This window comes from Rhizobium sp. 25PS6, from assembly GCF_032464655.1.
Lineage (GTDB): Bacteria > Pseudomonadota > Alphaproteobacteria > Rhizobiales > Rhizobiaceae > Rhizobium > Rhizobium laguerreae.
On record NZ_JAWDIV010000015.1, the window covers coordinates 77,022 to 90,897 of the forward strand.

The 13,876-nt window shown below is 60.2% G+C and carries 13 protein-coding genes and 1 other RNA gene; 8 read left to right on the plus strand and 6 right to left on the minus strand.

Annotated features, from left to right (window positions below; all coding sequences use genetic code 11):
* Positions 1-40 precede the first annotated feature (40 nt).
* The 3 genes from RWK44_RS21745 to RWK44_RS21755 form a co-directional block, all read right to left on the minus strand.
* A complete protein-coding gene (locus RWK44_RS21745; RefSeq protein WP_168272121.1) occupies positions 41-838 on the minus strand; it encodes a glycoside hydrolase family 25 protein in 798 nt (265 codons plus the stop codon).
* A 125-nt stretch (positions 839-963) separates the two neighbouring features.
* Positions 964-1,638: a class I SAM-dependent methyltransferase gene (locus RWK44_RS21750; protein ID WP_316029365.1), complete on the minus strand. Its 675-nt coding sequence runs from the start codon at positions 1,636-1,638 to the stop codon at positions 964-966.
* Positions 1,635-2,879, minus strand: a complete 1,245-nt coding sequence (locus RWK44_RS21755) for a DUF3419 family protein (RefSeq protein WP_316029366.1) — start codon at positions 2,877-2,879, stop codon at positions 1,635-1,637. The genes RWK44_RS21750 and RWK44_RS21755 overlap by 4 nt, the downstream gene beginning before the upstream one ends.
* 193 nt (positions 2,880-3,072) lie before the next feature.
* Here RWK44_RS21755 and RWK44_RS21760 point away from each other — a divergent pair, with 193 nt between their 5' ends.
* Complete coding sequence (locus RWK44_RS21760; protein ID WP_316029367.1) at positions 3,073-4,491, plus strand: serine hydrolase domain-containing protein; 1,419 nt, start codon at positions 3,073-3,075, stop codon at positions 4,489-4,491.
* A gap of 50 nt (positions 4,492-4,541) precedes the next feature.
* Here RWK44_RS21760 and RWK44_RS21765 read toward each other — a convergent pair whose 3' ends face one another.
* The 3 genes from RWK44_RS21765 to RWK44_RS21775 form a co-directional block, all read right to left on the minus strand.
* The gene (locus RWK44_RS21765; RefSeq protein ID WP_316029368.1) at positions 4,542-5,483 is read right to left on the minus strand and encodes a transglycosylase SLT domain-containing protein; all 942 of its coding nucleotides are present in this window, start codon (positions 5,481-5,483) and stop codon (positions 4,542-4,544) included.
* A gap of 125 nt (positions 5,484-5,608) precedes the next feature.
* Complete coding sequence (locus RWK44_RS21770) at positions 5,609-6,244, minus strand: LysE family translocator (RefSeq protein ID WP_131666299.1); 636 nt, start codon at positions 6,242-6,244, stop codon at positions 5,609-5,611.
* 57 nt (positions 6,245-6,301) lie between these two features.
* Positions 6,302-7,513 carry a pyrophosphate--fructose-6-phosphate 1-phosphotransferase gene (locus tag RWK44_RS21775; RefSeq protein ID WP_168284636.1) on the minus strand — a complete coding sequence of 404 codons (1,212 nt, stop codon included), beginning with the start codon at positions 7,511-7,513 and terminating at the stop codon, positions 6,302-6,304.
* Between the two features lie 410 nt (positions 7,514-7,923).
* Between RWK44_RS21775 and RWK44_RS21780 the strand changes: the two genes are divergently transcribed.
* The 7 genes from RWK44_RS21780 to rsmH all read left to right on the plus strand — a co-directional run bounded on the left by RWK44_RS21780 (position 7,924) and on the right by rsmH (position 13,876).
* Positions 7,924-8,631, plus strand: a complete 708-nt coding sequence (locus tag RWK44_RS21780) for a J domain-containing protein (RefSeq protein ID WP_017961314.1) — start codon at positions 7,924-7,926, stop codon at positions 8,629-8,631.
* Positions 8,628-9,389, plus strand: coding sequence for an N-acetylmuramoyl-L-alanine amidase (locus RWK44_RS21785; RefSeq protein ID WP_168284637.1), 762 nt, complete (start codon positions 8,628-8,630; stop codon positions 9,387-9,389). The genes RWK44_RS21780 and RWK44_RS21785 overlap by 4 nt, the downstream gene beginning before the upstream one ends.
* Before the next feature lie 262 nt (positions 9,390-9,651).
* Positions 9,652-10,272, plus strand: a complete 621-nt coding sequence (locus RWK44_RS21790) for a lytic transglycosylase domain-containing protein (RefSeq protein ID WP_062945306.1) — start codon at positions 9,652-9,654, stop codon at positions 10,270-10,272.
* A gap of 81 nt (positions 10,273-10,353) precedes the next feature.
* On the plus strand, positions 10,354-11,529 hold the full coding sequence (locus RWK44_RS21795; RefSeq protein WP_316029369.1) for an NAD(P)/FAD-dependent oxidoreductase: 1,176 nt from the start codon (positions 10,354-10,356) through the stop codon (positions 11,527-11,529).
* Between the two features lie 53 nt (positions 11,530-11,582).
* An RNA gene (gene rnpB / locus RWK44_RS21800) (RNase P RNA component class A) lies at positions 11,583-11,980 on the plus strand.
* A gap of 415 nt (positions 11,981-12,395) precedes the next feature.
* Positions 12,396-12,833, plus strand: coding sequence for a division/cell wall cluster transcriptional repressor MraZ (gene mraZ, locus RWK44_RS21805; RefSeq protein ID WP_025395324.1), 438 nt, complete (start codon positions 12,396-12,398; stop codon positions 12,831-12,833).
* Positions 12,834-12,850: 17 nt separating this feature from the next.
* On the plus strand, positions 12,851-13,876 hold the full coding sequence (gene rsmH / locus RWK44_RS21810; RefSeq protein WP_168284639.1) for a 16S rRNA (cytosine(1402)-N(4))-methyltransferase RsmH: 1,026 nt from the start codon (positions 12,851-12,853) through the stop codon (positions 13,874-13,876).

Here is a 13,876-nt window from a genome sequence, read left to right on the forward strand (position 1 = left end):
AGACGAATGTGACGGAAGCAAGAAACATCGCAAGACGTTACTAAGAATTTCTATCCTTGGAAACGGTGGCGACCCAATTGTTCCAGTTCTTTGCGCTGCCGCCAAAGACATTGATGTCGGTCGGCCCACTAATGCCAGGAATAACGCCGGTCGAGGTATATTGCCAGAAGGCCCAGCGGCGGTCGGAATAGGTCGCCTCGGGGTGTTTTGCCACCGAACGGACCCAGAAATGATAATCCTGGAAGTAGCCGACGAGATTTTCGCGGTGGAAATCGACCGAGGTGTAGATGATCGGGCGCTTGCCGTAATAGGCCTCCAGCCGGTCCATGAAACGCTGCATTTCGGCGCGCACCGTTTCAGCGTCGGGACGGTAGCGGCAGGTCTTCGATTCGCCGTTCCATTCGACGTCAAGCACCGGCGGCAGCCGCATGGCCGCCTTCGGCACGTTGCGGATGAACCAGTCGGCCTGCTGATCGGCGGAGGAGCAGAAATAGTAGAAATGATAGGGAGCGTGCGGGATGCCGGCGGCGCCAGCCTCTCGCCAGTATTCGTCGAAGCGCGGATCGACCCTGTCCTTGCCTTCGGTGGCTTTGATGAAGGCGAAGGAGACGCCTGAATTCTTCACCGTGCCCCAGTCGATATCGCCCTGCCATTTGGAAATATCGATGCCGTGCACCGGATTCTGCTGCGGATGCTTTGCTCCGAAATCCTGGGGATCGGTGTCCTTGAAGCGCGTCTTCGGCTTGATCGACGCCGTTTCGAGATAGTCATAACCCGAGGAACTGCAGCCGGCCAAAAGGACGGCCAAGGGCAAAACGCAAAACAATAGCCGGCGCATGGGCGTCCCGTCGTAGCTCGAATGATCTCTTTGCCCCACAACCTGACCTTCGAAAAAGACGAGTCAGCAGAGGATAACCCTCTATTCGCCATATCAACGTAAAAAATCGGTTAGTTTCAAGCGAATTATGAGCGCTCGCTGATAATAGCTGCCCGCCAGGCATAACCGCCGCCGACGGTATCGAACAACAATGTCGCGTTGTTTTCATGGGCTTGCGCTTCCAGGACCTCGCGCAGATCGGGGCGCGGGGTGACGTGGAATTTTGCAAGCCAGGACTGCAGCATGCGCCGGGACCAGCCCGGCAAGCCTTCCTGCTGGCCGAAATCGACGATGTGCAGCTGGCCGCCGGGATTGAGGGCGGCAATCGATGCATCAACGGCGCGCTGCCAGTCCGGGATCATCGACAGGGCATAGGAAATCAGGATGCGATCGAAGCCGCTGACGCCGAATTCGCGCGGTGTGAACGCCGTGGCGTCGGCGACGCGGAACTCCGGGATCGTCGCCTTGGTGGCAAAGGTCTTGCGCGCCGAAATCAGCATCTCCTGGGAAATGTCGAGGCCGAACAGCTTGGCGGTCGGGAAATGTCTGTGGGCGAAAGCCATGTTGCGCCCCGTGCCGCAGCCGACTTCAAGCAGCGTGCCGCCTTCGGGCACGTCGAGATTGCGGATCGTGCTGTCGCGGCCGAGAAGATAATATTTGCGGGTCAGGTCGTAGATATGGCGCTGATAGCGGTACATGCCATCCATGAGGCTGGCATGTTCATCGCTCTGTCCTGCCGTCTCGGTGCCGACCTTACTCACGCCTTCTTCCCGTAAATGTGGAAGCCGCCGTAGATTGCCGAGCGATCGAGCGCAGTCAGTTCACGCGACTTCTCTTCGAAATAATCCCATTGGTCGCGGATCGCCGGAGCCAGGCGGCCTTCGATGATGCTTTTTTCGGCGGCGGTGCGGAAGATCACGCGGGCGCCTTCGCGCGCCGTGCGGGTGATTTCCGTCCAGACGTCGTTCAACTGCTCGTCCGTCATCCAGTCCTGCGCGTCGAGCAGGATGTAGCGGTCGCGTGAGGCGGCCGGCTCGCGGGCCAGAAGCTCGGTGAAGCTTGCGTGGTGAACGTTGACGCGATCGACATTGGCGCGGATTACCTGATAGTGGTCCGACCTCAGATAGGTCGGCAGCGGGCCTTCCGCTTCGGTGCCGTAGCGGCGGCCGAAGGCCTGCCAGGCAAAATAGTTGTCGCTCATCGGGAAATGACAGGCAAGCTTTTCCAAGCGGTGCTTCAGCACTGGCGCGATCGAATGATCGGCGGCAAGGCTTGCAAGTTCGTCATATTGCTGCGGCGGAATGCCGAGGCCAAAGAGCGAACTCTTGCGGCCGGTGATCCAGCGCACGACCGGCTTTTCGAAGAGCGGCGCGATCTGCTCGTCGAAGAACTGGCGCTGCTCGCGGATCGAGCGGGTCTTGGTCATCTCGTGCAGCTTGACGCCATGCAGGCGGGCAAGAAGGTGGGCGGCGCCGATGAAGCGACCGAGCAGGCCCGTTTCGTAAATGTTGCGGTCGAAGACTGTGACGCGGCGACGGCCGAACTTACGGCCGTTCCAGTAGCTGCGGGTCGCCTCATCGAGACGGGCGGCGAGATGCTGGTCGTAGGCGCGGCTGTTCGACTTCTCGTTCGGGATTGCCAGGAAGCGGACGAGATCGGCATGGCCGGGAAGGTGCTTGAAGGCGGCAAGCTTCAGGCGGTTCAGCGCGATGTGGTGCGGGTTGAGATCGACGACGTCGATCGAGGCCGGCGCTTTGGAGAGATAGGCGAGCATGTTGCAGCCGCCGGAGCCGATGGTGACGATGCGATGGTTCGGCTTCAGTTCCATCGCCTGCATGTCGAGATCCGGATCCTCCCAGATCTGCGGATAGACGAGGCCGGAGAAGAGAAGGCCGAAGAGACGCTCGGAAAAGCCATCCTTCGAAAAAGCCTTATGGCGAAGAAGGGCGTCCTTGAGTTTCCGGTTCTTGCGGAAGCCGGCATCCGGTGCAAATTCTGACATGAGTCTGTCACCTTTTTAGCGTTCAGGGCGTGTAGCGCGCCACTGCTACAGTTTGATGACGCGGGCTGTGGGCGCGCGCCGTTCGAAAACATCAAGCTCCTCGGAAAGTGATCGAGGCGACGGATCTTCTTCGCGCCGCCCCCTTTCCGGCAGACGCAATTCCTGCTTCTCTCCGGGCATTCGGAGGAATGCCATGCGATTTGTCCTGCGTGTCTTGAAGGCGCTTGCTCTCCTTCTCGTTCTCTTCGTCGTTGCCGGCGCCGCCTGGTTGTTCGTCAGTCCGCCGGAGCTCCTGCGTGTCGGGGACGGCTATGCCGCCAAGATTGTCTGTTCCAACGTCTTCATCGCCGGGCGCAACGCCGAGGACGTGCTGGAGGACGATGTGCAGGCGCCGGGAAACCCGCTGCTGCGGCTTGTGCGCGTCAGTGTCGACCGTGACAATGGCCGAGTGACGGCTCGCTTCATGGGGCTGTTTGCATCGAGTTATGCGCTCTATCGCGGTGGGCTCGGCTGCACGAGTGTGCCGGATGGCGATTTCGAGGCGGCAGCGAATGCCGTCCCCTTCGACGCGCCGGCCAAGATGGAAACGAACCCTGCTTTATGGCCGCAGGGCGAGGACGTCGGCGATCCCGACACGAAAGTTGCCGCTGTGCTGGCCGATTCCGGGCTTGCCGGCCCGGCCATGCGAGCGGTCGTGGTAGTGCGGGATGGTCGCATCGTCGCGGAGGCCTATGCCCCCGGATTCTCGGCGAAGACGCCGCTGATCGGATGGTCGATGACGAAGACCGTGAATGCGGCGATCCTCGGTCGCCTGATGCTCGACGGCAAGATCTCCTTCGACGACGATCATCTGCTGGCGCAGTGGAAGGACGATGCTCGCGCCAAAATAAAGGTTTCCGACCTGCTTGGCATGGAAAGCGGCCTTGCCTTCAACGAGAACTATGGCGATGTCGCCGACGTAACGCGCATGCTCTATCTCGATCCCGACATGGTATCGCTGCCGGCCAATGCGCCGATGGAGGCGGCCCCCGGCAAGCGATTCCGCTATTCGAGTGGCACGGCGGTGCTTTTGTCGCGCATCTGGATGGACAGGGTCGGCAATGCTCAGGCGGCTTTTTCCTATCCGCGCGACGCGTTGTTTTCCCCGCTCGGCATGACGAGCGCCGTGTTCGAACTCGATGCGCGCGGCACGTTCGCCGGAAGCTCCTATCTTTATGCGACTGCACATGACTGGGCGCGCTTCGGGCAGTTCCTGCTGCAGGATGGCGTGTGGAACGGCCAGCGTCTATTGCCGGAGGGTTTTGTCGGCGCCATGCGCACCCCGACGGCTGCTTCGAACGGCCGGTACACGCAGGGCCAGGCCTGGCTTGCCCCCGGCGGCGGCTCGAGCGCCGCGTTTGGGCTGCCGGAGGATACGTTCTGGCTGACGGGGCATGACGGGCAGAGCATGGCGATCGTGCCGTCCGCCAATCTGGTCGTGGTTCGGTTCGGACTGACGCCGAGCTGGTTCGGCTACCAGCCGCGGACGCTTCTCAAGGCGATCCTGGCGGCTTTGCCGCAATCGGGAGCGCCGGAGCAGCAGGCCGGATCGCAACGGCAAGCCCAGCCGTAGCCATAGGCCACCGTTTCACCCGTCATCCCTGTTTCAACAATTGCCGGGTTTCAGTAGTTACCGTGGGCGATGTCGGTCATGCCCTTGCGCTTGGCGTCGTAATAATAGCCGCGGGCGTAGAGGCGAACGGCATCGTCTTCCTTGCTGTCGGAGACGAGCCAGGCGCCGCGCAGATATTTCGCAGCATATTTGATGTTGGTTTCGGCATCGAAGAGGCCGCCCGGGGCACCGTCATAGCCCATCGACTTGGCGGTGTTGTACTTGATCTGCATGAGGCCGAAATAGCCGCGCTTGTTGTAGGCCTTCGCATTATAGCGGCTCTCGCGATGGACGACGCGATGGAGCAGGGTCTCGGGAATTTCGTAGATTTTCGAATATTTCTGGATGAGCTTGGTGACAAAGCTCTTCTCGACGGTCGGCGCATCGTTTTTGTCGTCGTCGCTGAACATCGGGGGGGCGGTCGGGGGATCGATTGGCCTGGATTCGTCGAAACCGTAGTCCATGCTGGCACGCGGCGTGGTGTCGACTGCGGCAAGTGCTGCAAGCGCGCTGTTTTGCGGTGTCGCGGCAAAGGCAAGCTGCGTCGTCGGCTGTGCCGGCGTTCCCGGACGCGGCGTCGGTACCACGGACTGAATCGCCGTCATCTCGGGCGTCAGCGGGATCTGCGCATAGGCTGCCGGCTGCATGCCTGCCTGTATGGTAAGATCGCCAGGCTGGGAGGCTGTCACGGCCGGCATCGCCGTTGCGGTCAGGGAGGGGGATGTCTGTGGAATGGTGGCGCCTGAAAACGACTGACCGGCTGCGCCTTCGGCTGTCGGGATCGCGGCGAGTGTTGCATCTTCGCCGGGTTTCGGCATGGGCACGACGGTCTGGGCGGCTGTCAGTTCGGCCTGGGACGTGTATTCGACGCTCGTACATCCCGTCATCACGCCGCAGAGTATCGTCGAGACGACAAGACTGCGTTTCAGGCCGGATAATCCGATCGCTACCATTCCGCCACTTTCGTGAAATCGCGCCGCCCCGGCAGCGTATAAAAGTTACCAAAAGCCTTAAGCCCTGGTGACCCCATTAACCTATTCGTGACATTCCGGCAACCACGGAATATTTCGGAATATTTCTACGCTGCAATACGGCGATACCCGGCCGTTACGGCGCCTGCAGCGATCAGCAGAGTGCCTCCGGTTCGGTTTACGGCGCGCTGGATGCTCGCCTTGCGAATCAGTCCGCGTGCGCTATGGGCGAGAAAGGCGTAGGTGGAAGCGTTGAGGATCGCCAGCACGAGGAAGGTGGCTTCCATGATCGCCATCTGCCCGACGAAGGGCAGGGCCGGATTGAGGAACTGCGGCACGAAGGCGACGAAGAAGATGATGCTCTTCGGATTGAGGGCGGTGACGACATAGGCGTGGAGGAAGATCTTGACCGACTTTTCCTCCGGCAGGTTGTCGTTGTCGGCAATCGGTTCGCCGATGATGGGAGCCCGCCAGAGCTTGATTCCCAGCCAGATCAGGTAGGCGCCGCCGATCCACTTCAAGACGGTGAAGAGGGTCGCCGAGGCGGCCAGGACGGCGCCGAGACCGAAGAGAGAGGCCGTCATCGCCGTGAAGTCACCAAGCGCCACGCCGCCCACCGTCGCGAACGCCGTCCGGCGCCCATGACCGAGCGCATAGGAAACGACGAGCAGTATCGTCGGCCCCGGTATGGCCAGCATGATGGCGGATGCGGCCGCAAAAGCGAGCCAAGCTTCAAGTGACATGGTGTCTCCTCCTATTCCTCAGGAACAAGCAAAGACATCATATTAACCATCCGTCAATCACGCTTCTTTGTATTTCTGGCCTATATTGTCCATGACTTCGGCAAACCATGCCGTCGAAAGGTCAAAAGCCTTGCCGCCCTTGATGCGCGGGAATTCTATAGTGCGCAATTTACCGTTCTGGCTTTCATCATGGCCGGTGACGCCGGAGACTTTGTTGAGCGCGCTTTCGACGGCGAGATCGACCATGCTCTGGATCAGCCTGAGATCATCGCCGTTGGCGGGCGCCGAGCGGGCGAAATAACCTGATTTCTGCACCAGGGAACGCTCGGCGTCGAGCAGATTGGCGAACTGCTTCTGGAACCAGGCGCCGACATTGATCGTGTCGATTTTCACATGGCCGAAAGCATCGCGCTTGACGGTCTCGCCGGCGGCTTCGCGCTCGGCGACGATGGCATCGAGGCAGGCGCCTTCCGAGACGAAGACCGTGGCGTGGCCGTTGCGGTCCATGCTTTCCTTCAGCCGGGCGGCCTCGGCGTCGAGGTCGAAGGCCATCTCAGGCAGGTAGACGGCGTCGATACTCTTCAGGTGCGCGTCCATCATCAGGCCGTCGACATACTGGTTGCGGCTGGTGCGCTGCAGATAGGCGCGGGCGGTGGCGGCCGTCAGCCAGCCGCAATGGCGGCCCATGACTTCATGGATGACGAGGGTGCGGGGGGCGGCGGTCTGCTCGTTGCCGACATTGTCGAAGAAATGCGCGCCGACTTCGGCGGCCGTCCAGGCGCCGAGAGACTGGCGGATCGGCACGACGTCATTGTCGACAGTCTTCGGCAGGCCGACGACGGTGAGATCGTAGCCGTTGGCGGCGAGGTAGGCGGCAAGGTCGGCGGCCGTGGTGTTGGTGTCGTCGCCGCCGATCGTGTGGAGAATGGTGATGCCGTCATTGGCGAGGCGTTCGGCGGCGACCCGCAGCGGATTCTCGCCCTCCTTGACCAGGCCGCGCTTGACGCAGTCGGCGGCATTGGTGAGCTTGACGCGGCTGTTGCCGATCGGCGAGCCACCGTAGCGGTGCAGCAGCGGCGCCTTTTCGCGCATCGCGCGGCTGATCTCGATGCTGTCGCCGAGGAGCACACCCTGGTAGCCCGACTTGTAAGCGACGATTTCGAGTTCGGGCGCGACGTCGCTATAGCGTTCGATAAGGCCGCCGACGGCGGACGAAAGACAGGGCGCCAGGCCTCCGGCGGTCAGCATTGCGACTTTCTGTTTGGCCATGATCCCTCCTACGGTGTTTCGGTGCGGCAGCGTTAGCTAGCGCATGGATGCGGCAGGGAAAGGGCCCTGTAAAGTAAAGAATTTACGAAAAATGCACGTTTCTGCCATGTTGGACTGCAAAGGCGACGCGAAGTGCTGATATAATCGTTTCAACCAGGTCTGCGGTCGGGAACTGCCCGTGGAAATTTCCGCCGCGCGTTCCGGAATCCACGTGCCCTGGCAATGCCGGCGACCGCCGTCCATGCCCTCATGCGAGATGAAAGCGGGCGTGATGAATCGTTTGTTGCGGTGCGACAATTACCAAATCGTGAAAACTGTGTTCGGCCCTACGACGAATAGTCGCCTTGCAAAGGCTGCGATTCTTTGGTCAAGCTGTTTCTCTATAAGTTGACAAGTGTGTGAGATTTTCGATGTCCTTCTGGGAAAAACTGTTGAATGCCATTGGCAATACTGCAGGCAATGCGCTGTCTGCGGTGGTCGAGGCTATCCGCACGGTTTTTGAAGGCGATCCCGAGACCCGGCGTAAGGTGGCTTTCTCGGTGGCGATTATCGCGCTGTCGGCCAAGATGGCCAAGGCTGACGGCATCGTCAGCGAGAAGGAGGTCGAAGCCTTTCGCGAAATCTTCGAGTTTCCGCAGGATCAGGCGAAGAATGTCGCCAGGCTCTACAATCTCGCGCGCCAGGACGTCGCCGGCTACGAAGCCTATGCCGAACGGCTCTCGACGCTGTGCGTAACCTGTGCGGCCAATTGCCCGGTGCTGGAAGACGTGCTCGACGGCCTCTTCCACATCGCCAAGGCCGACGGGCTGATCCATGAGAAGGAACTGAATTTCCTGCGCCATATCGGCGAGATCTTCCAGATGAGCGAGATCCGCTTCGAGCAGATCGCCGCCCGCCACGTGTCGTCCGGCGGCGATCCCTACAAGGTGCTCGGCGTCTCGCCTTCCGATGATTTCCCGACCATCCGCCGCCGTTACCACGGCCTCGTCAGCGAACATCATCCCGACCGGCTGATTTCGCGCGGCGTGCCGAAGGAATTCCATGTGATCGCCAATGAGCGCATGGCGGCGCTGAACGCGGCCTATGAGGCGATCGAGAAGGAACGCCGCGCCGCATGACCTCTTTCGAGGCCGACTGCAGAAGCGCCCGCGTGCAACCTTCGCCGAACCATGGCGAACGGGCGGACGGGCGCCGTCCCGATATGATCCTGCTGCACTATACCGGCATGCCGACGGCAGATGGTGCGCTCGACTGGCTCTGTCGCGCCGAAAGTCAGGTTTCCAGCCATTATTTCGTGCATGAGAATGGCGAGGTCGTGCAGCTCGTGCCGGAAATGCGGCGTGCCTGGCATGCGGGAAAAAGCAGCTGGCACGGCGAGACCGATATCAATTCGCTGTCGATCGGCATCGAGATCGCCAATGCCGGCCATCCGGGCGGGCTTCCTGATTATCCGAAAGAGCAGATCGCCGCGGTGATCGAATTGTGTCGCGACTGTGTCAAACGTTGGTCGATCACGCCGGAACGGGTCCTCGGGCATTCCGATGTCGCTCCGATCCGCAAGGTCGATCCGGGCGAGAAATTCCCCTGGGCCGCGCTCCACCAAGCAGGCATCGGGCACTGGGTCGAGCCGGCAACGATCACCGGTGGGCGCTTCTTCCAACGCGGCGATACCGGTCAACCTGTGGAAGCGCTGCAGTCAATGCTGTCGCTTTATGGTTACGGCACTGAAATCACAGGCAAATTCTCGGAAAAAACGGCGGGTGACGTCGAAGCTTTCCAGCGCCATTTTCGGCCCGAACGGATAGATGGTATCGCCGATTTCTCGACGATCGACACGCTGCACCGGCTGCTGTCGGCTTTGCCGCATTATTCCTGATTCCTCGACAATTACTGAAACGCCGAATTTCGCACTGCAGCGCGAAATTCGGTCTGCCACATCATTTCCCTATTATCTCCTCATTGCGATGGTCTAAGAACCTCCGCCAAGCGGTGCTCGGGGTTGTTTTCGAGTTAAACCAAGGGCGTTATGTGAAACGATAAGAATTACCGTGAATCCCGATCGGTCCTTGATCTGGTATTCATTATGACAGCGAGGCGCGCCGTCCGGAAATTCTTTGGGTCGGAGTGTTCAAGACTACATGAGAAAACTGATTGTTGTTGCTGCAACATGCGTTGGCATGGTGCTGGCGGGAAATAGCTTTGCCTTTGCGAATGATTGGGGTGTGCGAGCCGATGCGCCGGTGAAGAAGGTCGAGCGTCCTTCGAAGAAGACAGAGCGTCCGTTGAAGAAAGCGGAGCGTTCGGTCAAGCCGGCGAAGCGTCCGCTCAAGACGGCGGAACGCCCGCTGAAGACGGTCGAGCGCCAGAGCGGTTATCCCGTCGCCAATGTTTCCGGCAATTCCTATTCCGCACTGATCAGCAAATATGCGAACCAATATGATGTACCGGTTGCGCTTGCGACCGCGGTCATCCGCATCGAAAGCAATTTCAATCCGAATGCGCGCGGCAGCCACGGTGAAATCGGCCTGATGCAGATAAAGCCTGCAACTGCCCGCATGATGGGCTATTCCGGCAGCGCCAAGGGCCTGTTCGATCCCGAAACCAACATCAAGTACGGCATGAAATATCTGGCTGCGGCCCATGATCTCGGTGGTGGCGAGACTTGCAACACCATCCTCAAATACAATGCCGGCCATGGCGCCACGCGCATGAACCCGGTGTCCAAGTCCTATTGCGGCAAGGTTCTGGCAATGCTCTGAGCCTGAAGCGCTTATCCCTGAAAAGAGCTGGATGATTCAAGACGATTGCCATGGTATCGCTGGCATTTAGCGAGGTGCGATATGGCAGTCGGTTTCAGGTTCATCGTTATCGGCCGCGGCATGATGGGTGCCGCGGCCGCAAAATATCTGGCACGCCAAGCGGACGGTGTCGCGGTGATTGGCCCGGACGAGCCTGTTGACCGCAAGACGCATCAGGGTGTCTTCGCCAGCCATTATGATGAGGGGCGCATCACTCGCACCATCGATCCCGACCGCAATTGGGCGCTGCTCGCCAACCGCTCGATCGACCGCTATGGTGAGATCGCCCGCGACAGCGGCATCGATTTCTATCGCGAAGTCGGCTGCGTCGTCGTCGCGCCGACCGGGGGCGATTATCTCGAGAAAACCCGACGGGCCGCCGTTTCGCTCGGCGTCGAGACCAGCCTGCTCGACGAGCAGGGGCTGAAAGCTGCCTTTCCCTTCTTCGCCTTTCCCGATGGGGGCGCGGGCGTCTTCGAGGCGAGGGGCGCCGGCCACATCAGTCCGCGAAAGCTTGTGAAAGCCCAATCGTTGCTGGCGGAACAGGCTGGTGCGGCCGTCATTCGCGATCATGTCGTTTCGATCCGCAGCGAAGGTGGATCGGCTGCCGTCGAGACATCAGGTGGCCTGATCTATCGTGCTGAAAAGGTGCTGCTGGCAGCAGGCGGATTTTCCATTTCGGAGAATCTGTTGCCGCAGCCCGTTGCCATGACGGTTTATGCCCGGACCGTGACGCTTTTCGAGGTAAGCGATGCCGACGCGGCACGCCTGGTCGCGATGCCATCGCTCATTCTCCGGGCGCCTGGCATCGATATCTACCTGCTGCCGCCGATCCGGTATCCCGACGGCAAATTCTACCTGAAGATCGGTGGCGATCCTGACGATCTGACGCTCAGCGACGACACGGAAATGCGCGCCTGGTTCAAGACCGAGGGGCGCGATACAGTGCGCGCGCATCTCAAGCGCATCGTTGAAGGTCTTGTGCCCGATATGGTGCCGCTTTCGATTTCGACGGCCGCCTGCGTCGTGTCGCATACGGAAAGCGGCTATCCGATGATTGGCTATAGCTCATCGCCCGAGATCGCGGTGTTGACGGGCTGCGCCGGGACGTCGGCCAAGAGCTCGGACGAAATCGGTCGGCTTGGGGCCGAGCTGCTTTTGTCAGGCGGAATCAGCGAACAGGGCTATTCCACGGATTTCACACCGCAATTTCGGTAAGTAAATTTTGATTTCGATAGCAATTGCGATCTCTCTCGTTTATGGGAGCCCTGCCAGTTGGCTGGGCAGCCGCGCTTTACCAATGCCGAAAGGCGGTAGGGTGAGGAAAGTCCGGGCTCCACGGAAACACGGTGCCGGATAACGTCCGGCGAGGGTGACCTCAGGGAAAGTGCCACAGAAAGCAAACCGCCTGTCATGACAGGTAAGGGTGAAAGGGTGGGGTAAGAGCCCACCGCATCTCCGGCAACGGAAATGGCACGGTAAACCCCACCGGGAGCAAGACCGAATAGGGATGACGCGGTAGGCCGAAAGGCCTTCCGGCTGGTTTCCAGGCCAGTCATCCGGGTGGGTTGCGTGAGGCAGCGTGCGAACGCTGTCCCAGAGGAATGGCTGCCACGTTCCGGTTCACGCCGGAGCCATACAGAACCCGGCTTACAGGCCAACTGGCGATTATCATCTTAACGGCGCGGCAGCCGGATTTTCAGCGTAAGTCGCTGAAACCGGCTGTTTTCAAGCAGATGTTTACGCATCCATCGGATGGATTTTTCCTGAAGGGATACCAATGCGTGTCATTTGTAAGATGACTCCGCTAACCCTTTGTTAAACTTAACGGCTTATAAATTTTTGATCATGCGTCTATTGCAAAATAGGCGTATCCCATTGACGCCCATATGGTCCCATGCTATCCCAAATGCGCACTGCATCAGGGCAATTATCTGCCCATTTATCGCAAAGCAAAGGCGTCTTCCTCTCCGGAAGCGTCGGAGGGGTTTTGGCTCATCCGGCTTGCGAAGCTGTGCCTGATATCGGGAGTTTCGGGCGTCTTTTGGTCGTCCGGATCCCTGCGGGAACGGATGTTTCGTGTCATGAGCCGCTTCCTTTCGAATGCGACCAACAGGATCGACGCCAAGGGCAGGGTTTCCGTGCCTTCGGCTTTCCGTTCCGTGCTGGCGCAGCGCAACGTCCAGGAGCTCTACTGCTTCCAGGACTTTGTGTTTCCGGCGATCAGCATCGGCGGTCCGGATCTTCTCGAAAGATTCGAACGGCAGATTGCTGCGGAGGATCCGTTTTCGCCGGATGCGAACGAGATGTCGCTTCTCATTCATGGAGGCGGGGTCTTCATGAAGCTCGACGCCGAGGGGCGGTTGATGGTCACGGATTTCATTCGTGGCTTTACCGGCATCTCGGACGAAGTGACCTTCGTCGGTCGGGCGGATCATTTTCAGCTCTGGCAGCCGCAGGCTTTTGTGGCCGCACAGGCGCAGGCACGAGGGGAGCGCAAGCTGGCGGGCAAGCGTTCCTGAAACAACGAGGGAACGGAATGGTGGCGAATCCTGGCGGAGGTTCAACTGATGCCGGTGGCGGACCGGTTCGTCACATTCCTGTTCTTCTCGCTGAAGTTCTTGCGGCATTGGCGCCCGCGCCCGGCAAACTCATCCTCGACGGTACGTTCGGCGCGGGCGGTTACAGTTCAGCCATCCTTGCTGCCGGCGCCGAGGTGATCGCGCTCGATCGTGATCCGACGGCGATTGCGGCCGGCCAAGCGATGGTTGCCGCCCATGGCGGTCGTCTCAGGCTCGTTCATTCGCAATTCTCGCATCTTGCCGATCATGCGCCGCAAGGCGGGCTCGATGGCGTCGTGCTCGATATCGGCGTCTCCTCCATGCAGATCGACGAGGCCGAACGTGGCTTCTCCTTCCAGAAGAACGGGCCGCTCGATATGCGCATGTCGGCCGAAGGCGTTTCGGCCGCCGATGTCGTCAACCGCGCCAAGGTCGCCGATCTCATCCGCATCTTCCATTTTCTCGGCGAGGAAAGCCAGGCACCGCGTATCGCCCATGCGATCGAGAAGCGACGCGAGGAAAAACCGTTCGAAACGACACGCGATCTCGCCGGTCTCATTGAAGTCGTCACGCCACGCAAGATGAAAGACAAGATCCATCCTGCAACGCGCGTCTTCCAGGCCTTGCGTATCTTCGTCAACGACGAGCTCGGCGAACTGGCGCAGGCGCTGTTTGCGGCGGAGACGGTACTGAAGCCCGGTGGGCGGCTTGTCGTCGTCACCTTTCATTCGCTCGAAGACCGCATCGTCAAGAAGTTCTTCTCCGATCGCGCCGGCAAGGCTTCGGGTTCGCGGCATCTGCCGGTCGCGCATGAGCGGGCGGCAACCTTTGCGGCGGTCGGCAAGCCATTGGTTTCGGCAAGCGAGGCGGAGGCGGAGATCAATCCGCGCGCCCGCTCCGCGAAGCTGCGCGCCGGTCTGAGGACGGACGCCGCCGCCGAAGCCGCGGATATGTCGCTCTTCGGGTTTCCCAATCTTGCCAGTCTCGGAAAACTTGGAGGTTGA